This is a genomic window from Bradyrhizobium sp. 160 (genome assembly GCF_023073735.1).
Classification (GTDB): Bacteria; Pseudomonadota; Alphaproteobacteria; order Rhizobiales; family Xanthobacteraceae; genus Bradyrhizobium.
This window is the reverse complement of sequence record NZ_JADPKD010000057.1, coordinates 139,874-163,881: the sequence shown is the minus strand read 5'-3', so window position 1 is coordinate 163,881 and position 24,008 is coordinate 139,874. Positions and strand designations below refer to the sequence as shown.

Sequence of the window (24,008 nt, the reverse complement as noted above, 5' to 3'; positions counted from 1 at the left end):
CTGGCGATGACAGCCGCCGTGCCTCTCTCGGGCGGCCGCCACGGGAGCATCACCATGCTGCTTCGCCTCAGCGACGCGATCGCAGCCATTCTCTTGACCGCCGATCTCGTGGTGGTCTGCGCCTCCGTGCTGCTGCGCTTCTTCTTCAACGCGCCGGTCGAATGGTCCGACGACGTCGCGCGCGGACTGATGGTTGGCTCGGCCTTCTTCGGCGCGGCGAGCGCGCTCGCGCGCGGCGAGAATGTCGGCGTGTCGTTCTTCCGGGATCTGCTGTCACAGCGATTGCAGGCGCTTGTCGATGCCGCCAGCGCGCTCCTGGTCGTGCTGATCTCCGGCTATGTCGCCTACAACGCCATCAAGCTGGGTTCGCTGACGGCGGGACAGACCACCGGATCCGGCCTGCCACTGGAGCTGACCTTCTATCCGATGGGTGTCGGCGCGCTGTTCATGACGGTGTTCGCGATCGACCATCTCTGCACACGCCCGCTCCCTGATATCGTCAGGGGCCTCATTGCCATCCTGGTCATCACCGGCCTTTATCTTGCCTGGGATTATCTCTCGCCGTCATCGGCGCCGTCGGCGGGCATCTTGATGCTGATCGGCTTCTTCGCCACCCTGTTCGGCGGCTTGCCAATCGGCTTTGCGCTGGCACTCGCCGCGCTGATCTTCATCTGGGTCGAGGGCGCGCTGCCCGGCGTCATCTTCGCCCAGCAGATGGCGCGAGGCATCGACAATTTCGTGTTGCTCGCGATCCCCTTCTTCATCCTCGTCGGCTATCTCGTGGAAGCCAACGGCATGTCGGTGCGCCTGATCGAGCTGTTGCAGCGCGCGGTGGGGCGGATGCGCGGCGGATTGAACGTCGTGATGGTGGCCTCGATGGTGCTGTTCTCCGGCATCTCCGGCTCGAAGATGGCGGACGTCGCCGCGGTCGGCTCCGTCTTGATCCCGGCGGCGCGCCGCTCGAAGCAGAATCCGGGCGGCGCGGTGGCGCTGCTTGCAGCGTCCGCGGTGATGGCGGAGACCATTCCGCCCTGCATCAATTTGATCATCCTCGGCTTCGTCGCGAACCTGTCGATCGGCGGCCTGTTCGTCGCAGGCCTCCTGCCGTCGGCGCTGATGGCGCTGGTGCTGATCGCGGTGTCCATCATCTTCGGCAAGCGGCCGGACAAGATAGAGGAGGTCGAGCCGCAGATGCCGGTGTCGGGCCTGTGGAGCGGCGCGATCGCCTCGTTCGGCCTGGTCTTCATGATCTTCTTCGGTTTCAAGACCGGCTTTGCCACCGCGACGGAGATCTCGGCCTTTGCCGTCGCCTATGCGCTGGTCGTCGGCAGCGTGGTGTTCCGCGAGCTTGGCTTCAAGTCCGCCGCGCACAGCTTCGTGCAGGCGGCGACGCGCGCGGGTCTCGTGCTGTTCATCGTCGCCGCCGCGCAATCGCTGGCCTTCACGCTGACCTTGCAGCAGGTGCCGCATGCGGTCGGCGACTTCATGCTGGGACTGTCCAAGACCTCAGGCGTCTGGTTGTTCATCCTGTTGGCGATTGCCGTGCTGATCGTGATGGGCTCGGTGCTGGAAGGCGCGGCCGCCCTCATCATCTTCGGACCGCTGCTGCTGCCGGTCGCCGTGCAGCTCGGAATAGATCCCCTGCATTTCGGCGTCGTGCTTGTCATCGCGATGGGCATCGGCCTGTTCGCGCCGCCGCTCGGGCTCGGGCTCTACGGCGCCTGCCTGATCGGTAACGTGCCGATCGAGCAGACGGTGAAGCCGATCATGGCCTATCTCGGCCTCTTGTTCCTCTGCCTGCTCGTCATCGCCTTCGTGCCGTGGCTCTCGACGGCGCTGCCGCGCGCGTTCGGCTATTGAAGGAGTGTCGTCGTGAAAGTCCTGCTCGCCCACACGCCGGAGATGCGGCGGAACTACTACGGCGATCGCAGCCTGAATGGCCTGCGCGCGACCGCCGAAGTGATGCTGCACGATGGCGACGAGCCGCTCGACGCTGCCGGGCTCGTGCGTGCGGCCAAGGACGTTGACATCATCGTTGCCGATCGCATGACGGAGGGGCGCGGCGAGATCTTTGCGCAGCTGCCGCGCCTGTGTGCATTCGTCCGCTGCGCCGTCGACGTCCGCAACGTCAATGTCGACGCGGCATCAAGGGCGGGCGTGCTCGTGACCCGTGCCGGCCCGGGCTTCGTGCAGGCGGTGGCCGAGCTCGCGCTCGGCTTCATGGTCGATCTCTCCCGCGGCGTCTCGCGAACCACCGCCGACTACCAGGCCGGCCGCAAGGCGGAAGCACGGATGGGCCGCCAGCTCGCGGGCAGCCGGATCGGCATCATCGGCTATGGCAGCATCGGGCGTTATCTCGCCGAGGTGGCAAAAGTGCTGCGCATGGAGGTGCTGGTCGCCGATCCCTTCGCGACCGTCAGCGACGCTGCGATCCGGCAGGTCGGTCTTGATGAGCTGCTCGCCGTGTCGGACTACGTCGTCTGCCTCGCGATTGCCAACGAGCAGACCGAGAACCTGATTGGGGAAGCGGCACTGGCGCGCATGCAGAAGCATGCCGTGTTCATCAATCTCTCACGCGGCAATCTCGTCGACGAGGCGGCGCTGGCGCGGGCATTGATCGAGCATCGCATCGCCGGCGCGGCCATGGATGTCGGCCGCGCGCCCGACCAGATGCCGACACCCGAGCTGGCGAAACTGCCGAACGTGATCGCCACGCCGCATGTCGGTGGCCTGACCCCGCAGGCAATCGAATATCAGTCGCTGGAAACGGTGCGTCAGGTCGAAGCGATCGTGAAGGGAGAGATCCCGCAAGGCGCCGTCAACGCCGACCACTGGACGCGGCGGCCTTAAAGAAGATCCATCGGCTTGAACGTCGCTCCTTCGGCGTTCGAGATGATCTCGGCGGTGCGCGCAAATTGCGCTGCCGCTCAAGAGGCATGCACGAAAAGCGCTTGACCCGGGCATCTCTGGATGGTCGGAAGGATCGTCCAGGGATGAAACACAAACATGCGGTTTCCGTTCTTCTACGGCTGGGTCGTAGTCGCCGTGACCTTCGTCACCATGGCCATTGGCGTCAACGCGCGCACCGCCTTTTCATTGTTCTTTCCTCCCATCATCTCCGAGTTCGGCTGGGAGCGTGGCATCACTGCGGGGGCGTTCTCCTTCGGCTTCGTGGTGTCGGGCGTGGTCAGCCCGCTGATCGGCCGCCTCATGGACCGCGCCGGCCCGCGCGCCGTGATGGAGCTCGGCGTCGTGCTGATGGGCGGCGGCCTGCTGCTCGCGCCGCTCACCAGCGCGCCCTGGCACCTCTACGTCACCATCGGCGTCATGGTCGGCGCCGGCTCGGTCTGTCTCGGCTATTCCGGCCAGTCGCTGTTCCTGCCGAACTGGTTCATCCGCAAGCGCGGATTCGCCATCGGCATTGCGTTCGCCGGCGTCGGCATCGGCTCCGTGACGCTGCTGCCATGGGTGCAGCACATGATCGAACAGACCGGCTGGCGCACCGCCTGCACCGCGATGGGGCTGCTGGTCCTGATCGTTCTGGCGCCGATCAATCTGCTGCTGCGCAAGCGCCCCGAGGACATCGGCCTTGAGCCGGACGGCGATGCCACCCCGCTCGCGGGAGCGGCAAAGCCCGTCTCCAATGTCGTCGATCCGGTCTGGGCCGGCACCGAATGGACGCTGAAGCGTGCCGTTGCAACTGCACGATTCTGGTGGATCGCGCTCGGTTATTTCTGCGGCCTGTACATCTGGTACGCGGTGCAGGTGCACCAGACCAAATTCCTGCTCGATATCGGCTTCAGCCCTGGCGTCGCGGTGTGGGCGCTCGGCATCGTCAGCCTGCTCGGCATTCCCGGCCAGATCCTGCTCGGCCATGTCTCCGACCGGATCGGGAGGGAATGGGTGTGGGCGATCAGCTGCGCGGGTTTTGCCATCTGCTTCGCGGCGCTGATGGCGCTGAAGTTCCAGCCGTCATTGTGGCTGGTCTATCTCATGGTGTTCACGCAAGGCGCGCTCGGCTACGGCCTCACCTCGATCATGGGCGCCGTGGTGTTCGAGATCTTCCAGGGCCGGCACCAGGGCAGCATTTTTGGCACGATCATGCTGGCCGCGCTGGCGGGCGGTGCCGCCGGTCCCTGGGTGACCGGCTTTCTCTATGATCGCGCCGGCGATTACACGCTCGCCTTCGGCATTGCCGTGATCGTGAGCGCATTGTCGGCGCTGTCGATCTGGCGGGCCGCGCCGCGCAAGGTGCGGGTGGTGGCCGGCCGGCTGCACGCGCTGCAGAGCGAAGCTGCACAATAGGTTCCGCATGCACCGCATTGTCGCTCTCGCCCTGGCGGCACATTAAGCGCCGGGTCTCGGCGGGACGTGGAAACGCGACGATCCTGCGAAGCCACATCCTATTCCGACGCCAACCCGGTCCTCCGCCGCAGATCCGTGATCGCGCGCAGAAAGCTGTCGGCCGGCGTCGTCTCGGGGTCGATCAGCCGGTGCAGGCGGAAGCCGTCTTCCAGTGCGAGCACGACGGCGGCCATCCAGGGCGGGTTCAGACTGTCATTCCGCCCGTTGCTGTTCAACGTCGCCTCGACGATGTCGGCGACCAGCTTGCGCCGCGCGCGCAGGCGTTTTGCTAGGTCCGGCCGGCGCTTCTCGGCGCGCGCGACGAACAGGATCATCTCCATGTGCAGCAGCGGCGAGCGGCCGAGTGGATCCTGCTTGCTGCGGTCCATCGTCTTCAGCGCCGCGATGAAATCGTCGAGATTGTCGTGCTGCGCGAGGATGTCCATGTTGCGCCGGATCGACTGCTCGACATGGTCCTCGAGCATGGCGATGATCAGCTCGTCCTTGCTCTTGAAGTTGGAATAGAACGCGCCGCGGGTAAAACCCGCCGCGGCCGCGATCGCCTCGATGCTGGCGCCGCCAATGCCGTCTTGCTCGAACACGCGCGCGGCCGCCTCGAACAATCTGTCGCGCGTATCGTCCCTGGTGGGCCTGGTTCTCACCCTTGACATCCCGGCAGCTTAGGGCAGAATGCAACTCGATACAACAATGTATTGAGTTGATAATTCTAAGGGGATGGTTACGCCGGGCTGTGGGGCAGCCTTGCGTATGCGTGTCATGCGGCAACCGATCTGAGGTCACCATGAACGAGCAAGTGCAAGGCGCGAATCCAGGCCCGAACAGCGATCCGCTGTTCAACCCGCTGTCGCCGGACTTCATCCGCGATCCCTATCCGCATTATGATCGGCTGCGCACGATCGATCCGATCCATGTGACGCCGTTCGGCCAATTCGTCACCAGCCGACACGCCGATGTCAGTCTGGTGCTGCGCGACAAGCGCTTCGGCAAGGATTTCGTCGAGCGCACCAAGCGCCGCTATAGCGAAAAGATCATGGACGAGCCGGTGTTCCGCAGCATGAGCCACTGGATGCTGCAAGCCGATCCGCCCGACCACACCCGCCTGCGCGGCCTGGTCGTGAAGGCTTTCACCGCCCGCCGCGTCGAGGACATGCGCCCGCGCATCCAGGAGATCGTCGACCAGACCATCGATGCGGTGATCGACGGCGGCCACATGGACCTGATCGAGGATTTTGCCTTCCGCCTGCCCGTCACCATCATCTGCGACATGCTCGGCATCCCCGAGGAGCACCGCGAGGTCTTCTACAAGAGCTCGCGCGACGGCGGGCGGCTGCTCGACCCGGTGCCGCTGTCGCCGGAAGAGATCAAGCAGGGCAACGCCGGCAACCTGATGGCCCAGATGTACTTCCAGCAGCTGTTCGAGCTGCGCCGCCGCAGTCCCGGCGACGATCTCATCACCCAGCTCGTGCAGGCCGAGGAGGACGGCAACAAGCTCACCAACGAGGAATTGACCGCCAACATCATCCTCTTGTTCGGCGCCGGTCACGAGACCACCGTCAATCTGATCGGCAACGGCCTGCTGGCGCTCCACCGCAATCCGGACCAGCTCGCGCTCTTGAAGGCACGGCCCGAGCTGATGGTGGGCGCGATCGAGGAATTTTTGCGCTACGATTCCTCGGTGCAGATGACCGGGCGCGTCGCGCTGGAGGACATCGACGATCTCGGCGGGGTGAAGATCCCCAAGGGCGAGACCGTGCTTTGCCTGCTCGGCTCGGCCAACCGCGATCCGGCGGTCTATCCCGACCGGCCCGACCGGTTGGACGTCACCCGCCAAAACGTGAAGCCGCTGTCATTCGGCGGGGGCATCCATTTCTGCCTGGGGGCCCAATTGGCGCGCATCGAGGCCGAGATCGCCATCGCGACGCTGCTGCGGCGGCTGCCCGATTTGCGCATCGACGATGTCGAAACCCCGGAATGGCGGCCGACCTTCGTGCTGCGCGGCCTGAAGCGGTTGCCGGCAAGCTGGTAAAGGCGTCAGCGCTGGTTCTGCGAGCGCAGATCCTCATCCTGAGACGCCCGCGAAGCGGGCATCTCGAAGGATGGCCGCCGGCGGAGCGGGGCCTCTATGGTTCGGGACGGCGCTTTGCGCCTCCTCACCATGAGGGCCTCGCGCCGCCGTTAACCTCCGCGCGCAACGGTCGCTGTGACTTCGCCATACTTCCCCCTATATAAGGGGCTGTTCCGGCCCGCCTGAAGCCTTCCGAGGGCAAGGTCTGGTCCGGGCGCCGTTTTGGCCGAGGGGAGACCCGTGCAGACGACGCTGCTCGGATTGGCGATTGCCTTCATCATTGCGCTGCTGGCCGCGTTGATCGGGCCTTACTTCGTCGACTGGAACCAGTTTCGGCCCCAGTTCGAGGCGGAGGCGAGCCGAATCATCGGCGTGCCGGTGCGGGTGGCGGGCGAGCTCGACGCGCGGCTGTTGCCGGCGCCGACGCTGCGTCTGCGCGCGGTCACCTTCGGCGGCAACAACGATCTCGGCCGCCTGCGCGCCGACAAGCTCGACGTCGAGTTCAGTCTTGGCTCTCTCATGCGCGGCGAATGGCGCGCCACCGAGCTTTCGGTCGGCGGCATGGCGGCCGACCTCGGCCTGGACGCGCGCGGGCGGGTCGATTTGCCGTCTACCGCGAGCGGTGCCTTCAATCTCGCCTCGCTCGCTATCGAGCGGCTCAATCTCACCGGCCGCATCGCCCTGCACGATGCCGCCAGCCGCTCGACGCTGGAGCTGAGCGACATCGCCTTTTCCGGTGACGTGCGCTCGCTCGCCGGCTCGGTGCGCGGCGACGGCCGTTTCACCGCCAACGGCGTGCGCTATCCGTTTCGCATCTCCTCCGGCCCGAGCGCCGATGGCAACGCCACCCGCCTCCACCTCAACATCGACCCGGGCGAGCGCGCCGTCCTCGCCGATCTCGAAGGCGTGCTCGCCTTCGACAACCGCCTGCCGAAATTCGATGGCGCACTGACGCTGGCCGTGCCCGCGACAAAGAAGGCGGGCGAGGTAGGGCCGACGCCCTGGAAGCTCACGACGAAGCTGAAGGCCGATCCGGCCGGCGCAAAGTTCGACCAGATCGACGTCAACTTCGGTACTGACGACGCCGCGCTGAAGCTCGGCGGCGTCGGCGACCTCAAGTTCGGCGCCTCGCCGCTGCTGCGCGCGGTGCTCTCGGCGCGGCAGGTCGATGCCGACAAGCTGGCGGCCAAGGATGCTGCCAAGGATGCTGCCAAGGACGATGCCGATCCGCAGCGCGTCCTGCCGGCGCTGCGCGCAGGGCTGGCCGCGATCCCGCAGGCGCCGATCCCGGCGCAGATCGAGTTCAACTCCGACCAGATCATGCTCGGTGGCCGTCCGCTCCAGAACATCACCGCCGAGCTGCAGACCGACGGACGATCCTGGACCTTCCAGCGGCTCGAGCTGCGCGCTCCGGGCATGACGCAGCTCTCGCTCAATGGCGCCACTCCCGGCGCCGACAGCTTCAGCGGCCGCCTCAGCGTCGAATCGTCCGATCCCGATACGCTGCTGGCTTGGCTGCAGGGCCGCAGCGAGATCAACCGGCGCAGCACGCGGCCGCTGCGCCTTGCTGGCGACGTGACGATTGCCGCCAACCATCTCGCCATCGACAGGCTGAAGGCCGAGATCGAGGGCGGTGCGGTGGAGGGCCGCATCGCCTTCGTCCAGACCGGCGCCAGCAAGGGCTCCCGGATCGATGCCGAGCTCAAGGCCGATCGTCTCGACCTCGATGCCGCGGCGAGTTTTGTGCGCGCGCTTGCCGGGCCGCAGGGCGAATGGCCGGAGGAGGCAAAGCTCTCGCTCGATATCGGCCGCGCCATCTCCGCAGGACAGGAGCTGCGGCCGTTTGCGGCAAAGCTCGGCTATGGCCCGGCGGCGCTATCGCTGGAGCAATTGCGGTTCGGACAAGCCAGCGGCGTGACCACCGAGGCGAGCGGCAGCTTCGATCGCACCCAGCTCACCGGCAGGCTCGCGCTGAAATCCTCCGGCAATTCGCTGCACGAGCTCACGGCGCTGATCGAGCCGTTTGCGCCCGCGGTGCGCGGGCGCTTCGATGCCATGCCGGCATTGCCCGGCGCGACGCGCCTGAAGCTCGACCTCAGCCTCGACAAGAATGCCGAGCATGCCGATCGCAGCGACGCCCGCGCCGTGTTCGATCTCGACGCGCCGCAGCTCAAGGCGACCGCGACGCTGGCCGCGCAGACGCCGGTGGCCGCCGTCAGCGGCTTCGACATCGACCGCCTGCGCAACAGTGACTTCACACTCGATACGAAACTATCGGCGCCGCAGGCCGGGGCGCTGCTGGCGCTGCTCGGCCTCGATCGCGTGGTGGCCGCAGGCGAGGGCGCTTCGCAGTTCGAGGGCAAGGTGACCGGCGCCTGGGGCCGGCCGCTGCAAGTGAACGCCAAGCTCTCGGGCGGGCTGGATGCGGATGCGCAAGGCAATTTTGACTGGCCGGCTTCCAAGGGCAGCGCGAGCCTGCGCGTGCGCAATGCCAATCTGGCGCCACTGTTCGGGACCAGCGCGGCCGACAAGCCGGCGCAGAAAGTCAGCCTGTCCTCGCGCGTCAGCCTGTCCGGCAATCGCCTGACCTTCGATGATCTCGACAGCACCGCGGCCGGCTCGCATCTGCGCGGCCATCTAACGGTGACGCTGGACCAGGACAAGAGTGTCGATGGCGAGGTGGGCCTCGATACGCTCGATCTTGCGCCGGCGCTCGCGATGGCGATCGGCGCCGCCGGCCACGAGTCCGGCGAACCGTTGAGTGCGGGGCTCATCGGTGGGTGGCGCGGCCGCATCGCCTTCCAGGCATTGCGCGGCACATTGCCCGGTGGCATCGAGCTGCGCCCCTTCGCCGGCACGATCCGCGGCGATGGCCAGTCGCTCGCGCTCGATGCGCTCAAGGGCGGCATCGGCGGCGGCGAGATGTCGGCAAGTCTCGATGCGCGCAATAGCGCAAATGGCTTGGCCCTGAACGCGCGTATCGAACTCGGCAATGTCGATGCGGCGGCGCTGCGCTACCGCAATCTCGCGCTGCCCAAGGGACGCGCCTCGGTGCAGATGGCGCTGACCAGCCAGGGCCGTAGCGTCGCGGCCCTCACCGGCGCGCTCGCCGGCAACGGTACGGTGACGCTCGATTCCGCCGAGATTGCCGGCCTCAATCCGCGCGCCTTCGAGATCGCCATCCGTGCCAGCGACGGCGGCCAGGTCAGTGACGACAACCGGCTGCGGCAACTGGTCGAGCCCGCGCTGTCGGCAGGCCCGATCGCGGTCGCCTCGGCGCAGATCCCGTTCACGATCCGCGATGGGCGCCTGCGCGTCGGCGCGACACCGCTGGAAGCGAAAAACGCCCGCGCCATCGTCTCCGGCGGCTACGACATTCCCGCCGACCAGGCCGACATCCGCGCCAGCCTGACGCCGATCATGACCGGACTGTCCGGCGCCCCGCCGGAGATCCAGCTGTTCGCGGCAGGCCCTCCGGACAAGCTCAATCGCACCGTCGATCTCGCGCCGCTGTCTTCCTGGCTCGCCGTGCGCACCATCGACCGCGAGACGCGCCGGCTCGATGCGATCGAGCGCGGCGAGCCGCCGCCCGCCACCGCCGCGCTGCCGACACTGGTCTCTCCCGATGGCGCGCCGGAGCAGGCACCGGCGAATGTGCCCCTGCCGGGCCAGGATCCGCGGCGCGCACCGGCCAAGGCGAAAGTTGCGCCGACGCCGAAAGCTCCGCACGCGGCCCCCGCCGCGCCGAGCCCACCGCTGGCAAGCCAGCAACTTGCCCCTTTGCCGCCGCCGATCGACGTGAAACCCGCTCCGGGCCCGCCGCCCGCCAAGCCCAAGCCGAAGCCGCCGCTGGTGCTGACGCCACAGAATCCGTGAGGCGGTGCTCGCGGCCGGGCTCGGTCTTCACCTCTCCCCAGCGGGGAGAGGTCGGATTGCGCTCGGCGATGCAGAGCATCGTCCGGAGCAATCCGGGTGAGGGGCGGCGGCATCCGCTGAAACCGTAACCCTCACCCGGATCGCATCTTTCGATGCGATCCGACCTCTCCCTACGGGAGAGGTGAAGCAGCACCTTGCCCGCGCCTTCCATTCCCACGCATTTGAATGAATTTTGATCGGCAAAACTGATTCGCCGGTTTTACTGAATTCTCGCGTTTGATCTCTAGCGTCGGTTCCTGAGGAATCCGGTGTCCTGCCACGAGCGGCGGGACGGCTTGCCAAGCTGCTCGTCAAGAGCTGCTCGGCGAGAACGGCTCGCCAAGAACTGGGGGTTATCGAGATGAACGGCGCGAAAACGCTTCTGCAGGATCTGGACGACGCGATCGCACGCGGCACCGACGAAAGCCGTGTGAAGGCGTTGTGGCATGCGACCGACATCCTAATCACCGGCCGCTACAGCGACGACGAGATCAGCATGTTCGGCGAGGTCATCGGGCGGCTTGCCGACGAGATCGAGGTCGCGGCGCGGGTGCAGCTCTCGGAGGTGATGTCGGCGTGCGACCATGCCCCCTTCAATGTCATCGAAAAGCTCGCGCTCGACGACGAGATCGAGGTCGCAGGTCCCGTGCTGCGCGAGTCCAATCGTATCGACGAGAAGATGCTGGTCGAGAGCGCCATGACCAAGAGCCAGTCGCATCTGCTGGCGATCGCCCAGCGCAAGTCGATCGGCGAGGCTGTGACCGACGTGCTGGTCAAGCGCGGCAACCAGGAGGTGGTGACGTCCGTTGCGAAGAACGAGGGCGCACGCTTCTCCGGCTCAGGCCTGCTGCACATGGTGCGCCGCGCCGAGGGAGATTCGATCCTTGCCGAACAGCTTGGCCTGCGCAAGGACGTGCCGCGTCACATCTTCCAGCAGCTGATCTCCAAGGCCGCGGAAGACGTCCGCCGCCGGCTCGAGACTGAACGACCCGAAATGATGACGCAGATCCAGAGCTCGGTGACCGAGGTCACCGGCGATCTTCAGTCCAAGTTCGGCCCGTCCTCGCGCAGCTATTTCGTCGCCAAGCGCGTGGTAACGACGCAGTACCGCCAGGGCAATCTCAACCAGGACTCGATCTCGAACTATGCGCGCCAGCACCGCTTCGACGAAGTGCAGATCGGCTTGTCGCTGCTGTCGGCGCTGCCGGTCGACGTGATCGAGCGTGCGCTGATGGACCGTAATCGCGAGATGATCCTGGTGCTGTGCAAGGCACTCGACTTCTCCTGGGACACGACCATGTCGCTGCTGTTCCTCGGCGCCAAGGATCATCTGATCACGGCCCGCGAGCTGCAGGACAATGAGCGCGAGTACGGCCGGCTCAAGATCGAGACCTCGCGCAGCATCTTGAAGTTCTACCAGTCGCGCAAGAACAGCGCGGGTGCCGATGCGGGCCGCCAGCCCGAGCTCCAGGTACACTGAGAAGTACATTGAGGACAGGGGAGTATCTGCAATGTTGCCTCAATTCGGCACCGCCGTTCGCAAGAAGATCAACAAGGCACCGGCCGCCGATCTCGGCGGCGGTGCGCCGGACAAGGCGTCGGTCGACGCCGCCTGGCTCGTGCTGGAAGCCGCCAACGACCTCGGCGACCACGCCGCGATCGAAGCCTGCCGCCGCGTCATCGACGCCGAGCTGAACGGCACGCTGGCCGGCAGCTCGGACATCGATCTGGTGCTGGGGTATTTCCGGTAAGCGCACAAACGGCTTGGGAGCGAGGAACGGACGCGTTGGCCGTCAGTTTGCGTGCATGCCACGCTATTACTTCGACACGCGGGACAATGAGACCTTCATCGCCGACGAGATCGGCGTCGATATCGCCTCCTTGGAGGAGGTGAGGACTATGGTCTCCACGGCGATGGCCGAGTTCGCCAGGGACGTGCTGCCCGGTTCGGCGTTCCGGACGCTGGCAATCGAAGTTCGCGATGATTTCGGCCCGGTTTTGCTGGTTTCGTTGCGCTTCGAGATCGAGCGGGTATCAGACCAGAAATTAACTTAGGCGCTGAGCGGAACCTTCCCCTTAACCTATGATTGTCCCTGATCACCGGCCGCGACTCTTGGGCGCTGGTGGCTGAGAGTTTTGTGCTCCCGCCTATCGGCCGGAGCGGCGAGTTCCTTTCCGGCTCAAACTTCCTCAAGCGCGGAGAGGTGTGCGATGCCCGCAACGTTAACGGCTGCACTCGTTCAAAAACTCAGTAAAGTCAATCGGCTCGACCAGGACGATGTCCTGGCACTTCAAGAACTTTCTATCCATAGCAAGCGCGTCCCGGCCCAGCAGCGCTTCGTGCGTGACGGTGACCGCCCCTCGGAATCCTGCCTGATCGTTGATGGTTTTGCATTCCGCTCCAAGCTTACGCCGGACGGACAGAGGCAAATTCTCTCGCTCCATATGCCAGGAGAGATCCCGGACCTCCAGAGCCTGCACTTGCACGTCATGGATCATGACCTGACGACGCTCACGGAATGTACCCTCGGTTTCATCAAGCACGACGCCTTGCGTGAGCTAAATCAAAGGCGACCGAACGTAGCGGCTGCGCTCTGGCGCGAAACGTTGATCGATTCCGCAATCTTCAGGGAATGGATCGTCAATGTCGGACGCAGGCCGGCGCGTGTTCGAATGGCGCACCTGTTGGCTGAGCTTTACGAGCGGCTTGAACTGATCGGGCGCACGACAAAGGGGTCCTTCGAGCTCCCGATTACGCAAATCGAACTGGCGGACTGCCTTGGATTATCGGTCGTCCACGTCAACCGGATCCTGCAGCAGCTTCGTCACGATGGTCTCGTCGCAACCGAGCGCAGAACCTTCCACTTGCTCGACAAGGCCAAGGTGGAGGAGGTCGGGCAGTTCGAAAAGATCTACCTGCATCAGCGGCCATCGGTCTGATTTCGCTTTCTCGTGCGTCCGCCCAGCTCAGCGGCAATTCGAGCGCCTTGAGTCCGTGTCGAGCCGAAGCTTTGACTTGACCGCGTGAAGGGCGGCGGCCAGTTCGTCGATATGATAGGGCTTTGCCAGGATCTGAACGTCCTCGGCCTCCGCTTCATGGACGGCCGCTTCGGCGTATCCACTGGTCAGCAAGACGGGTACGTCACTGCGTCTTTTCTTGATCTCTCGCGCGAGCTCGACCCCGTTCATACCGCCCGGCATCATGATGTCGGAAAAGATCAGATCGATGGAGCGCCCGTCGGCCAGGGCACCAAGCGCCGCCGCGGCGCTGGAGGCGTGCGTGACCTCATAGCCGAGTTGGCCGAGCATCTCGCTGACCAAGGCAGCCACCTCGTCATCGTCTTCGACCAGCAGGATTCGACCGTGGTTCTTCTTCTTCGGCCGCACCCTGGTGAGGTCGATGAGGTGTCGCTCTCTGGAAGGAACGTCGAACGACCGCGGCAGGTACAGCTCGATGCTGGTGCCGCGGCCGACCTCCGATTGGATGCGCACCGTGCCGCGCGACTGCGTCGCAAATCCATGGACCTGCGCCAGCCCAAGGCCGGAGCCTTTTCCGACGTCCTTGGTCGTGAAGAACGGCTCGAAGACGCGGGACAAGACGCCCGGAGCCATCCCAACACCGGTGTCGATAACGGAGAGACGCACATAATCGCCGGAGATCTCTTGGTCCTTCAGGTCGGGTAGATTCTCCCCGCGCACGACGATCGTGCCGCCATTGGGCATGGCGTCGCGTGCGTTGACGGCCAGATTGAGAATGACCAGCTCGAGCTCACCGGGATCGACCTCTACCGGCCACAGCTGCTCCGGAAAATCGAACTCGACATGAACATCGCCCCTCAGGCTGCGATCGAGCAGTTCGCGCATGCCGCCGATCTGCGCGGCGACGTCGACGGGCTCCGGCCGAAGCTTCTGCCGGCGGGAAAACGCCAGAAGCTGCTTGGTCAGGCTGGCGCCGCGCTGCGCCGCCTGGATCATCCCGTCCATCAGACGCCGGCGCCGGTTTGGATCTGTCTGGCGGTCGAGCATGTCGAGCCCGCCGGAAATCACCATCAGCAGATTGTTGAAATCGTGAGCCACGCCGCCGGTGAGCTGGCCGATGGCTTCGATTTTCTGAGCCTGGCGTAACGTTTCCTCCACGCGAGCGCGCTCGTTCATTTCGAGGCGAAGCTGCTCGTTGGCCTCCTTCAGCTCTCGCGTCCGCTCGATCACCAGCTTCTCGAGCTCCTGCGCCGTCTGCTCGCGGGCCTCAAGCAGAGCCCGGATCTCATATTGACGCCGCCGTGCCCGCATCGCGGATTGCACCGCGCTGGTCAGCGTAATCGGCTGCACCGGCCGCTCGAGCAGCGAAACGTTACGCAGAAGCTCGACGATGCTGCGGCGCCAGGCGACGACTGCCGGCTGCTCTCGATGGCTGGTGAGAACGACAAATGGGAGGTCGGACCATGGCGGTTGGTTCGCGATCCATTGTGCCAGCGGCGCCGTATCTTTCCCGAACAATCCCTCCTCGGCCAGAAACACGGTGCCCACGCCAGCGGTCATCTCGTTGACGAGTTCGAGCAGGCTTCGGCAGTTGACCGCGTCCAGATTCCCGCCGCGGAAAAGCTCGGCCGATGCCGGTCCGTCCCGGCCGATCGGCGCGTATACGAGAACACGGTTGTCCCGGCGGGCGCTCATTCGGCCAGCCCTTCCGGGAGTTCCGAGCCGGTATAATGCGGATTGCCGGAAAAGATGCCGCTGAATTCGTTGAGAGGTGGGCCCAGTTTGATCCCGGTGCTGCCGAGCCGAAACTCGCGGATACTGTGCTCGTGATTGCCGCTGCGCTTCTTGACGACAGACAAGGCGCGCCGCACTCGTCCGCCGAACTCGAAATAGCGCAGCATCAAGACCGAATCGCTCAGATAGCTGATGTCGAGCGGCGTATCCATCGGGCCGACCAGTCCATGCTGAGCGAGGATAAGGATGGTCAGCACGCCCTGCTGTGCCAGGTAGCTCAGGAGTTCATGCATCTGCAGGATGAGAAACCGCTCATCCGGCATCGCATTCAAGTAACCGTTCAGACTGTCGATGATCACCACGCGCGCGTTGTCGACCTCGACGCTCCGGCGCAGGTTCGCCGTGAACTCGCCGGGAGACAATTCGGCGGGATCGATCTGCTGAAACCGAATTCGCCCCGAGTCAATGTGAGCCTGGAGAGGCAAGCCGAGCGTGCGGGCTCGCGCCTCCACGGTACCGCGGCCTTCATCGAAGGCGAAGAACACGGCGTGCTCGCCACGTTCCGCCGCCGCTATCGCATAGGTCAGCGCTAGCGATGATTTGCCGACGCCGGCAGCGCCAATGAGAAGTGCGTTGGTGCCGCGCTCGAGGCCGCCTCCCAGCAATTGGTCGAGCTCGGCGCTGCCGCTGGGCGTGAAATCGCCGGAAAAGGGCTTGTGATGTTCGGCCGCGACCAGCCTGGGGAATATCCGCAAGCCGCCTTCCGAGATCGTGAAATCGTGGTAGCCGCCGCGAAACCTTATGCCGCGCATCTTGATCACGCGAAGCCGTCGCCGCTCAGCCCCGTACTCGATTGCCAGCTGTTCGAGCATGACGACGCCGTGTGCGATGGAATGAAGCTGCAGGTCGTCTTGGGACGATGAGAGATCGTCGAGCAGGACCACCGTGCAATTGCGATTGGTGAAATAATGCTTCAGAGCCAGAACCTGGCGTCTGTATCGCAGCGGGTTTTGAGCCAGCAGGCGCAGTTCGGACAGGCTGTCGAGCACCACGCGCGTGGGGTCAACGCGTTCGACCTCCTTGAAAATCAAATTGGTGGTTTCGCTCAGCTCCATCTCTGCGGGATGGAACACCGTGAGCTCGCGTTCGGGATCGAGCGTTGTCTCCGGCGGGACTAGTTCAAAGATATCCACGCCTTGCAAAGACCAGCCGTGCCGATGCGCGACAAGCTCCAGCTCCCGTCTCGTTTCAGATAGCGAGATATAGAGCACGCGTTCGCCATCGCGCACGCCCCTGAGAAGGAATTGGAGCGCGATGGTGGTTTTGCCGGTGCCGGGCCGTCCCTCATAAAGATACATCCGATTGGCGTCCAAGCCGCCGCCCAGAATGTCATCCAGGCCGTCGCTGCCCGTCGAAACTCTCGGCAAATCCTTAAGATGACTGTCGGACACAGACCTGGACGTACCGGTCATTGAACCCCCGTTGCACTTGTTTACCGGACGGCCGCTGCTTGCCCCGCCCCGAGGCGAGCAGCCGCATTGCACTGTAAGGTCGGTAAGGAACTCTCGGGCCGCCGCCGGGTTCCACCGGCCAGGCCCGGATCAGTCTCTCACCGCCGTTTGCGGTAGATCGCGACGTCCTCGCCGTGACGGTTCGTGCGCCGCTCAAGCAGATAGTGCGACTTCTCCAGCACGCGGCGCGATGCGCCATTCGCGACATAGACGATGCCGATGAGGGATGGCAGCGCGAGCTGCGACAGCCCAATGTCCGTGAGCGCGCTCGCGATCTCGCTCGCAAGTCCCTGGCCCCAGAGATCGCGCTTGAACGCGTAGGCAATCTCGATCTCCGTGACGTCGTCGACGAGGATGTGCCGGATTCCCGCCCGCCCGGCGAATGCGCCGTCTTTCGATCGCAGCGTCCACAGCCCGAAGCCATGCTCGTCCCAATGCGCCATGTTGGTGGCGAGATATTTCGTCGTCGTTTCGGCCGAGCGTACGCCGCCGATATAGCGCGAGACATCGGGATCGAGATGGAGTGCGACGAGGTCGGCGAGATGGTCTTCGTGCAACCTCTCGGCGGTCAGTCTGTCGGTGCTGAAGTGATCCATGAAGCCGATGGCGATTTTCGGACTGGCCGCGATCTTGATGGCGTTGAAGGTCGACGATGCCATCATGCCGGTGTTTTGCCCGACGGGTCAACTGATTTTCCGAATTTCGCCCGGTTACCCCAGCTATGGTCGGATGACTTTCGCACACGCGTAAGCCATTGATTTCATGACCCCCGTCCACTGTGCATGGGGTTGTTTTCGCAGCTTTTGTTGGGAGGGGCTTTAGCCCGCCCCTAGCGCGACCGCGACATTGTAGGTGACGAGGCTCGCCGCATAGGCCAGCAGCAGCATGTAGGTGAAGGTCACGGCCATCCAGGCCCAGCTTCCGGTCTCGCGCCGGATCACCGCCAGCGTGGAGGCGCATTGCGGGGCGAAGATGTACCAGGCCAGCATCGACAGCGCGGTCGCGAGCGACCATTTCGTCGCCAGCACCTGACCGATCTGCTCGGCCGCCTCCTTGCCGCCCTCGATCGCATAGACGGTGCCGAGGGCTGCGACCGCGACCTCGCGCGCCGCCATGCCGGGGATCAGGGCGACGGCGATCTGCCAGTTGAAGCCGACCGGCGCGAGCAGCGGCTCGAGCGCCCTGCCGATCATCGCAGCCAGGCTGAAATCGATCGCCGGCTCCGTGGCGCCCGCAGGCGGCTGCGGGAACGAAGCCAGGAACCAGATCAGCACCATCATCGAGAAGATCGTGGTGCCGGCGCGCTGCAAGAACATCTTCGCGCGGGTGTAGATGCCGATTGCGATCGATTTCAGCCGCGGCGCTTTGTAGTCCGGCAGCTCCAGCATGAACGGCGCCGGGGCATAGTCGCGCAGCATGAAGAACTTGATCACGAACGAGACCAGCAGCGCGCTGGCGATGCCGGTGGCATAGAGGCCGAACATCACGAGGCCTTGCAAGTTGATGAAGCCCCAGAGGTCCCTGGCCGGAATGAAGGCGGAGATGATCAGCGTGTAGACCGGAATGCGCGCCGAGCAGGTCATCAGCGGCGCGATCAGGATCGTGGTCAGCCGGTCGCGCTTGTTGTCGATGACGCGCGTTGCCATGATGCCGGGAATGGCGCAGGCAAAGCTCGACAACAGCGGAATGAAGGCGCGGCCGTGCAGGCCGGCGCCGCCCATGATGCGGTCCATCAGGAACGCGGCGCGCGCCATGTAGCCGAAATCTTCCAGGAGCAGGATGAACAGGAAGATGAGGATGATCTGCGGCAGGAACACGATGACGCTGCCGACGCCTGAGATCACGCCGTTCTGCAGGAAGCTCTGCAGCAGGCCGGCGGGCAGGGTGGCCTGAACGACCTCGCCGAGCGCATCGAAGCCGGACTTGAGCAGCTCCATTGCCGGTTGTGCCCAGGCGAACACCGCCTGGAACATGATAAACAGGATCAGCGTCAGCACGATCAGGCCGCCGACGGGATGCAGCACGATCGCGTCGATCCGGGCGGTCCAGGTGTCGGGTCGAGCAGGCAGGCTGACGCAATCGGCGATTATGCGGTCGGCCTCGCGCTGGGTGGCGCGCAGCTCGGAGACGCTGAGCGCGCGCCAGTTGTTCTCGCGCAGCTCGGCAGCGAGCTTGGCCGAGATCTCGTCGGTCAGCTGCAACAGATCGGCCGTGCCGCCCTTGCGCACCGCGATCGAGGTGACCACGGGCACGTCGAGCTCCTTGGCGAGCCGTTCCACGTCGACATTGATGCCGCGGCGCGTGGCGATGTCGAACATGTTGAGCACGAGGATCATCGGCCGTCCCGTGCGCTTGAGCTCGAGCAGCAGGCGGATGGTCAGGCGCAGATTGGTCGCGTCGGCCACGCACAGCACGAGATCGGGCATCGTCTCGCCGGAGGCCTTGCCGAGCACGAAGTCGCGGGTGATCTCCTCGTCCGGGCTGCGGCCGCGCAGCGAATAGGTGCCGGGCAGGTCGACCACGGAGACCTGGCGGCCCAGCGGCGTGACGAAAAAGCCTTCCTTGCGCTCGACCGTGACGCCCGGGTAGTTCGCCACCTTTTGCCGGCTGCCGGTCAGGGCATTGAACAGCGAGGTCTTGCCGCTGTTTGGTGTGCCGACCAGGGCGAGATGCAGCAGGGGTAATTCCATGGGAGCAAATATCCGGCCGCTATCTAAGCGACGATGATGGCCATGGCCTCGCGACGACGGACCGCGATGGTGATGTTGTCGACCCGCACGGCGATCGGGTCGCGTCCGACCAGCCCCTCATGCAGGACCTCGACCCGGGCGCCCTCGACGAAGCCGAGTTCGATCAGCCGGCTCTCGAGCTCGATGTCCGACAGCGCCGAGCCCGCCTCGCGGGCAGACAGATGCTGGATGACGCCGGTATAGCCGCGCTGCGCCAGGCCCAGCGGCATCTGCGAACGCGTATCGTTGGTGTCGGTCATGCCCTGTATTTTCAACCCAGGGCATTGAGGTCAAGCGCGCTTGCTCGCCGAAGCTGCACCTTAGAGTGATTTTAAAGTGCAGAGCAGGTCGCCTCAGGGGAAAGTCCCGGCGGCTACTGGGCGGAGACCTTTTCCGGCTGGACGGCCATGGCGCGGCTCTTGAAGTAGTCCAGGACGAACAGCCGGATCGCCGACGACAGATTACCCTGCTGGCGGTTACTGTCGATCTCGCCGACCAACTCGGACAGCGTCATGTTGCGCAGACCCGAGATCTCCTTCATGCCGTTCCAGAACGCCTCTTCCAGGCTGACGCTGGTCTTGTGGCCGGCGACGACGATCGACCGTTTCACGACGGGCGACTTCATGGCTGCTCCTCGCGATCGATCTGGTGCTGATCCAGATGCTCCTTCGCCCGGTCCGCCCGCTTCTCCTCCGCCGACCGCTCCGCTTTCGTGCGACCGAACTTCGCCCGGTTGACGTCCGCCTGCTTCGCCGAGGCTTCCCGCTCGGCGCGCTTCCTGAAACGATTCAGGTTGATGACGTTCCCCATGCCGCGTCTCCATCACCCGATCCTCTTCAGGCAGGTTGAAACGTTCAGAAACCGGGCGCTGCATTGCGCCCCAAAAGACTTGATTGCCATTCGCTCGTCCTCGTCAATCGGCCACTCGGCCATCAAACGATGAATTTCGCCCTGTCGAGGGCAGAAGGGCTGCGCAGCACGCCGCCAAGCAGCGCCATTGACGGTAATCAAATCCCGTCCCCAAAGCCGCATATTTCTGCGGGTCTGGCGTCCGTATCACTACGGATGGCTATCGGAATTCGGAATTATCCCGGGCTGGTCATCTTCTCGGGGCGGACCAGGCGGTCGAATTCATCGGCCGAAACGAAGCCGAGCCGCAGCGCCTCTTCCTTCAGCGTGGTGCCGTTGGCATGCGCGGTCTTGGCCACCTTGGCCGCATTGTCGTAGCCGATTTTCGGCGCGAGCGCCGTCACCAGCATCAGCGAGCGCTGCATCAGCTCCCTGATGCGCGTCTCGTCGGCGCGGATGCCGCTGACGCAATGTTCGGTAAAGGAGCGCGCGGCGTCCGCCAGCAAGCGGATCGAGTGCAGCATGTTGTAGGCCAACACGGGCTTGTAGACGTTGAGCTCGAAATGGCCCTGGCTGCCGGCGATCGTGATCGCGGTGTGATTGCCGAACACCTGGCAGCACACCATGGTCATCGCCTCGCACTGCGTCGGATTGACCTTGCCCGGCATGATCGAGGAGCCCGGCTCGTTCTCCGGCAGGATCAGCTCACCGAGGCCCGAGCGCGGGCCGGATCCGAGCAGGCGGATGTCGTTGGCGATCTTGAACAGGCCCGTCGCCACCGAATTGATGGCGCCGTGCGCCAGCACATAGGCATCGTTCGAGGCCAGCGCCTCGAATTTGTTGGCGGCGCTGGTGAAGGGCAGCTTCGTGATCCCGGCAACGTGCTTTGCGAACAGCTTTGCAAAGCGCGGCTTGGAGTTGAGGCCGGTGCCGACGGCGGTGCCGCCCTGCGCCAGCGGATAGAGCTCCTTCACCGCGGCCTTGAGCCGGGCGATGCCGCTCTCGACCTGCGCGGCATAGCCCGAAAACTCCTGGCCGAGCGTCAGCGGCGTCGCATCCTGGGTGTGGGTTCGGCCGATCTTCACGATCTTGGAAAACTCCTTCTCCTTCTTGCGCAGCGCGCGGAGCAACTCATTGAGCGCAGGGACGAGATCGGCATTGATGCGGCTTGCGGCGGCAATGTGCATCGCCGTGGGAAAAGAATCGTTCGACGACTGGCTCATGTTGACGTGGTCGTTGGGATGCACCGGCTTCTTGGCACCGAGCTCGCCGCCGAGCAGCTCGTTGGCACGGTTGGCGATGACCTCGTTGAGGTTCATATTGGTCTGCGTGCCCGAGCCGGTCTGCCACACCACCAGCGGGAAATGATCGTCCAGCTTGCCCTCGATCACCTCGCGCGCAGCGCGGATGATGGCGTTGGCGCGGCGCTGGTCGAGCAGACCGAGTTCGCGGTTGGACTGTGCCGCGGCGAGCTTGACGATGCCGAGCGCATGCACCAGCGAGATCGGCATGCGATCCGTGCCGATGCGAAAATTCTGGCGCGAGCGTTCGGTCTGCGCCCCCCAATAGCGGTCGGCGGCGACCTCGATGGGGCCAAAACTATCGGTCTCGGTGCGGGTGGCGGGGCGGTCGGTCTTCGAGCGAGCAGTCTCTGAGCGGGCAGTCTCTGAGCGGGCAGTCTTGTCCATGAGCACATCCATTTCGCCGTGCGGAATGCCGCGCGGCCCCTTGATATGCTCTTCTATATAGGGCGTCGGATATATAGGAAGTCCGGCCGCGCGCGACGGGGGCGGCAGCCTAGATCATTTCTTGCGGAAACGATCGAGCCGTACGACTTCGGCGCCGCCCTGGTTCGGGGCCGCCGGCGCTTCCGTGCTTTCCCCCGGCTCAGCGGCGGGCGCGGGTACCGCGACGGCCGACGGTGCGGGTGCTGCCGGCAAACTCTCGGGCACCACCTCGGCGATGTCGGAGGTGTCGAACTGGAGGCCGAATTTCACGGACGGATCGAGGAAGCTCTTGATGGCGCTGAACGGCACCACCAGTCGCTCCGGAATGCCGCCGAAGGAGAGGCCAACCTCGAAACGGTCCTCAAGCACGGTCAGGTCCCAGAACTGGTGCTGGAGGATGATCGTCATCTCTTCCGGATATTGCGCGAGCAACCGCGGCGACAGCTTCACGCCCTCGGCCTTCGACACGAAGGTGATGAAGAAATGGTGCTCGCCCGGCAATCCATGGGTCGCCGCATCGGTCAGCACCTTGCGCAGCACGCCGCGCAGCGCGTCGCGGGCCAGCACATCGTATCGGATATGATCGGTCGCCATGGTGGTCCTGTTGCATCCCCGAAGCCGGGCCCTGCCGGCCCGACTCGCCAGGCCGCAATAGTACCGCGCCTGACGGGCCAGCAGGAGTCCCCGCCGGGGAAGAAATCAAAGAGTAAAGTGGAGGCTTCTGTTGCCAGGTGCCTCCGAACCCCGCCTAGCGGAGCTTAACCCGCTAGGACTTTAGAGTGGTCTTTCAAACTGCGTTACGCAGCCTGAGCAACCGGAGCAAAGTTGTCGTTGGCAACTATTGCAGTAGCCCGATAACGGCGGAACAATACCGGGAAAAAGTACGCCCTTTACGCCCTCGTCGATCCTATTTCGCCCCCGCCAAAGCCCGCTTCTTGGGCCAGCCCATCGGTGGGCTTTGGTGGAGGCGCCGGGTACCGCCCCCGGGTCCGAATGGTTTATTGCGACGACCGTTTATTTCCATAGCCGGCGAACCGGCATCCCCAATATAGGCGGCAAACGATTCGAAAAACAGGGGTTTCAAGCGGCGATCCAGCGGTTTCCATGCGCAGGTTCCGGACAGTCGCCGGTTGGAATCTGGCACGTTTCATCGCCATTGATGGATCCCGCTGCCGCACCAAGAGCGCGACGGTTGCGATGATCACCTTCGTTCGCGCATCAATCCACTCTGGCTCGTGCTCGCCGGAGCCTGTTGGGTTTTGCTGGCATTGTGTGATGAAAATCGCTAGGCAGTGATCCGGGCGGGGGATCCAGTTCCAGCCGATTTAGAACAACAGTGCTCGTGACTTACGGGTCGCGGAGGAGACAGGCATGGCCGACACGATGGGCCACTCAGCGACCGCCACCCGAAACACAAAGGTGGCGCTCGGTTTTTGTCTGCTGGCGCTTGCGCCGCAGATTTTCGAATTGATCTGGTCGATCGGGACGATCTTCGGCTGGGGCGCCGGGCGCGGCCCGGCGACGGTGATCACTAACCACGCGACGGCGCTGCTCGCCGGCGCGCCCAGCGCCATTCTCGGATCGTTCGGTGGCGGTGCCAAGAAGGCATCGTCCGAGGTACTGCTGGCGCTCATCTATTCCTATCCGCTGTTCGTGGTGGCGATTCTCACGCTGTTCATGACGATCCGATCGGCGCAGGACTATGTCGGCGGCGTCGTCCTGATGGCGCTGGCGCTGTTCGCGTTGTGGGCATCGAGTGATTTGCAGGGCATGCGGGGCTTCTCCTTCGGCGCAGGCACCGCGCCGCGCATGTTCGGGGGCCTGCTGGTCGCCTTGTCCGCCGGTATCGCCCTGACGGGGCTCCTGACGGAGGGAGCCCCGCTCGCCCATTACGCCTGGCGCGGGCCGCTGTTCGTGGTGGCGGCGATCGTCTTTTTCGCACTGGCGATCCGGCCTCTTGGCCTCGTGGTCACAGCCTTCGTCAGCTTCATGATTGCGGCGACGGGCTCGCACGAGACGCGCTGGCTGGAAGCTGCGATCGTCGGCGCCTGCCTGACGTTCGGTTGCGCAATCCTGTTTCCGTACGTGCTCGGGCTGCCGATGCCGATGTTTCCGCGTTTCCTGATCCAGTGAG

At 64.7% G+C, this 24,008-nt stretch carries 20 protein-coding genes and 1 other RNA gene; 10 read left to right on the top strand and 11 right to left on the bottom strand.

Translation table 11 applies throughout. The features are described 5' to 3' along the window. The first annotated feature begins 6 nt into the window (after window positions 1-6). The 3 genes from IVA98_RS23605 to IVA98_RS23595 all read left to right on the top strand — a co-directional run bounded on the left by IVA98_RS23605 (window position 7) and on the right by IVA98_RS23595 (window position 4,305). The gene (locus IVA98_RS23605; RefSeq protein WP_247306830.1) at window positions 7-1,860 is read left to right on the top strand and encodes a TRAP transporter large permease; all 1,854 of its coding nucleotides are present in this window, start codon (window positions 7-9) and stop codon (window positions 1,858-1,860) included. Window positions 1,861-1,872: 12 nt separating this feature from the next. After that, the gene (locus IVA98_RS23600) at window positions 1,873-2,850 is read left to right on the top strand and encodes an NAD(P)-dependent oxidoreductase (protein ID WP_247306623.1); all 978 of its coding nucleotides are present in this window, start codon (window positions 1,873-1,875) and stop codon (window positions 2,848-2,850) included. Between the two features lie 156 nt (window positions 2,851-3,006). Next, on the top strand, window positions 3,007-4,305 hold the full coding sequence (locus IVA98_RS23595) for an MFS transporter (RefSeq protein ID WP_247306621.1): 1,299 nt from the start codon (window positions 3,007-3,009) through the stop codon (window positions 4,303-4,305). A gap of 98 nt (window positions 4,306-4,403) precedes the next feature. On the opposite strand, the gene IVA98_RS23590 is transcribed toward IVA98_RS23595, so the two are convergent. Continuing rightward, complete coding sequence (locus IVA98_RS23590) at window positions 4,404-5,015, bottom strand: TetR/AcrR family transcriptional regulator (protein WP_247306619.1); 612 nt, start codon at window positions 5,013-5,015, stop codon at window positions 4,404-4,406. A gap of 131 nt (window positions 5,016-5,146) precedes the next feature. Between IVA98_RS23590 and IVA98_RS23585 the strand changes: the two genes are divergently transcribed. From IVA98_RS23585 to IVA98_RS23560, 6 genes are all read left to right on the top strand, one after another. Next, window positions 5,147-6,391, top strand: a complete 1,245-nt coding sequence (locus tag IVA98_RS23585; RefSeq protein ID WP_247306617.1) for a cytochrome P450 — start codon at window positions 5,147-5,149, stop codon at window positions 6,389-6,391. A 279-nt stretch (window positions 6,392-6,670) separates the two neighbouring features. Continuing rightward, complete coding sequence (locus tag IVA98_RS23580) at window positions 6,671-10,306, top strand: AsmA family protein (protein WP_247306614.1); 3,636 nt, start codon at window positions 6,671-6,673, stop codon at window positions 10,304-10,306. 400 nt (window positions 10,307-10,706) lie between these two features. Continuing rightward, window positions 10,707-11,825 (top strand): DUF2336 domain-containing protein, encoded by a 1,119-nt coding sequence (locus IVA98_RS23575; protein ID WP_247355625.1) that lies wholly within the window; start codon window positions 10,707-10,709, stop codon window positions 11,823-11,825. A 31-nt stretch (window positions 11,826-11,856) separates the two neighbouring features. Beyond that, window positions 11,857-12,096, top strand: coding sequence for a hypothetical protein (locus IVA98_RS23570; RefSeq protein ID WP_247306609.1), 240 nt, complete (start codon window positions 11,857-11,859; stop codon window positions 12,094-12,096). Window positions 12,097-12,151: 55 nt separating this feature from the next. Continuing rightward, window positions 12,152-12,400: a DUF6894 family protein gene (locus IVA98_RS23565; protein ID WP_247306606.1), complete on the top strand. Its 249-nt coding sequence runs from the start codon at window positions 12,152-12,154 to the stop codon at window positions 12,398-12,400. 156 nt (window positions 12,401-12,556) lie between these two features. Continuing rightward, complete coding sequence (locus IVA98_RS23560; RefSeq protein ID WP_247306603.1) at window positions 12,557-13,285, top strand: Crp/Fnr family transcriptional regulator; 729 nt, start codon at window positions 12,557-12,559, stop codon at window positions 13,283-13,285. Window positions 13,286-13,312: 27 nt separating this feature from the next. Here IVA98_RS23560 and IVA98_RS23555 read toward each other — a convergent pair whose 3' ends face one another. The 10 genes from IVA98_RS23555 to ssrA form a co-directional block, all read right to left on the bottom strand. Then, complete coding sequence (locus tag IVA98_RS23555; RefSeq protein WP_247306600.1) at window positions 13,313-15,019, bottom strand: response regulator; 1,707 nt, start codon at window positions 15,017-15,019, stop codon at window positions 13,313-13,315. After that, window positions 15,016-16,530: an ATPase domain-containing protein gene (locus IVA98_RS23550; protein WP_247355624.1), complete on the bottom strand. Its 1,515-nt coding sequence runs from the start codon at window positions 16,528-16,530 to the stop codon at window positions 15,016-15,018. The genes IVA98_RS23555 and IVA98_RS23550 overlap by 4 nt, the downstream gene beginning before the upstream one ends. A 137-nt stretch (window positions 16,531-16,667) precedes the next feature. After that, window positions 16,668-17,165, bottom strand: coding sequence for a GNAT family N-acetyltransferase (locus tag IVA98_RS23545; RefSeq protein WP_247306828.1), 498 nt, complete (start codon window positions 17,163-17,165; stop codon window positions 16,668-16,670). 222 nt (window positions 17,166-17,387) lie between these two features. Beyond that, window positions 17,388-19,259 (bottom strand): ferrous iron transporter B, encoded by a 1,872-nt coding sequence (feoB, locus tag IVA98_RS23540; protein WP_247355623.1) that lies wholly within the window; start codon window positions 19,257-19,259, stop codon window positions 17,388-17,390. A 23-nt stretch (window positions 19,260-19,282) separates the two neighbouring features. After that, window positions 19,283-19,558, bottom strand: a complete 276-nt coding sequence (locus IVA98_RS23535; protein ID WP_247278520.1) for a FeoA family protein — start codon at window positions 19,556-19,558, stop codon at window positions 19,283-19,285. A 113-nt stretch (window positions 19,559-19,671) separates the two neighbouring features. Continuing rightward, complete coding sequence (locus IVA98_RS23530; RefSeq protein ID WP_247306579.1) at window positions 19,672-19,923, bottom strand: ribbon-helix-helix domain-containing protein; 252 nt, start codon at window positions 19,921-19,923, stop codon at window positions 19,672-19,674. Then, a complete protein-coding gene (locus tag IVA98_RS23525; RefSeq protein ID WP_247306577.1) occupies window positions 19,920-20,108 on the bottom strand; it encodes a DUF4169 family protein in 189 nt (62 codons plus the stop codon). The genes IVA98_RS23530 and IVA98_RS23525 overlap by 4 nt, the downstream gene beginning before the upstream one ends. 275 nt (window positions 20,109-20,383) lie before the next feature. Next, the gene (fumC, locus tag IVA98_RS23520; protein WP_247306574.1) at window positions 20,384-21,847 is read right to left on the bottom strand and encodes a class II fumarate hydratase; all 1,464 of its coding nucleotides are present in this window, start codon (window positions 21,845-21,847) and stop codon (window positions 20,384-20,386) included. A 102-nt stretch (window positions 21,848-21,949) separates the two neighbouring features. Continuing rightward, window positions 21,950-22,468: an SspB family protein gene (locus IVA98_RS23515; protein WP_247306571.1), complete on the bottom strand. Its 519-nt coding sequence runs from the start codon at window positions 22,466-22,468 to the stop codon at window positions 21,950-21,952. 116 nt (window positions 22,469-22,584) lie between these two features. Continuing rightward, window positions 22,585-22,952, bottom strand: a transfer-messenger RNA (tmRNA) gene (ssrA, locus tag IVA98_RS23510). Window positions 22,953-23,245: 293 nt separating this feature from the next. Between ssrA and IVA98_RS23505 the strand changes: the two genes are divergently transcribed. Next, on the top strand, window positions 23,246-24,007 hold the full coding sequence (locus IVA98_RS23505; RefSeq protein WP_247306568.1) for a tripartite tricarboxylate transporter TctB family protein: 762 nt from the start codon (window positions 23,246-23,248) through the stop codon (window positions 24,005-24,007). Window position 24,008 lies beyond the last annotated feature (1 nt).

Coding starts and splice junctions, on each gene's coding strand:
- IVA98_RS23505 (WP_247306568.1), top strand. CDS start 23,246: ATGGCCGACACGATGGGCCACTCAGCGACCGCCACCCGAAACACAAAG.
- IVA98_RS23570 (WP_247306609.1), top strand. CDS start 11,857: ATGTTGCCTCAATTCGGCACCGCCGTTCGCAAGAAGATCAACAAGGCA.
- IVA98_RS23515 (WP_247306571.1), bottom strand. CDS start 22,468: ATGGCGACCGATCATATCCGATACGATGTGCTGGCCCGCGACGCGCTG.
- IVA98_RS23530 (WP_247306579.1), bottom strand. CDS start 19,923: ATGAAGTCGCCCGTCGTGAAACGGTCGATCGTCGTCGCCGGCCACAAG.
- fumC (WP_247306574.1), bottom strand. CDS start 21,847: ATGGATGTGCTCATGGACAAGACTGCCCGCTCAGAGACTGCCCGCTCA.
- IVA98_RS23535 (WP_247278520.1), bottom strand. CDS start 19,558: ATGACCGACACCAACGATACGCGTTCGCAGATGCCGCTGGGCCTGGCG.
- IVA98_RS23585 (WP_247306617.1), top strand. CDS start 5,147: ATGAACGAGCAAGTGCAAGGCGCGAATCCAGGCCCGAACAGCGATCCG.
- IVA98_RS23605 (WP_247306830.1), top strand. CDS start 7: ATGACAGCCGCCGTGCCTCTCTCGGGCGGCCGCCACGGGAGCATCACC.
- IVA98_RS23555 (WP_247306600.1), bottom strand. CDS start 15,019: ATGAGCGCCCGCCGGGACAACCGTGTTCTCGTATACGCGCCGATCGGC.
- feoB (WP_247355623.1), bottom strand. CDS start 19,259: ATGGAATTACCCCTGCTGCATCTCGCCCTGGTCGGCACACCAAACAGC.
- IVA98_RS23595 (WP_247306621.1), top strand. CDS start 3,007: ATGCGGTTTCCGTTCTTCTACGGCTGGGTCGTAGTCGCCGTGACCTTC.
- IVA98_RS23565 (WP_247306606.1), top strand. CDS start 12,152: ATGCCACGCTATTACTTCGACACGCGGGACAATGAGACCTTCATCGCC.
- IVA98_RS23575 (WP_247355625.1), top strand. CDS start 10,707: ATGAACGGCGCGAAAACGCTTCTGCAGGATCTGGACGACGCGATCGCA.
- IVA98_RS23545 (WP_247306828.1), bottom strand. CDS start 17,165: ATGGATCACTTCAGCACCGACAGACTGACCGCCGAGAGGTTGCACGAA.
- IVA98_RS23525 (WP_247306577.1), bottom strand. CDS start 20,108: ATGGGGAACGTCATCAACCTGAATCGTTTCAGGAAGCGCGCCGAGCGG.
- IVA98_RS23550 (WP_247355624.1), bottom strand. CDS start 16,530: ATGACCGGTACGTCCAGGTCTGTGTCCGACAGTCATCTTAAGGATTTG.
- IVA98_RS23590 (WP_247306619.1), bottom strand. CDS start 5,015: ATGTCAAGGGTGAGAACCAGGCCCACCAGGGACGATACGCGCGACAGA.
- IVA98_RS23560 (WP_247306603.1), top strand. CDS start 12,557: ATGCCCGCAACGTTAACGGCTGCACTCGTTCAAAAACTCAGTAAAGTC.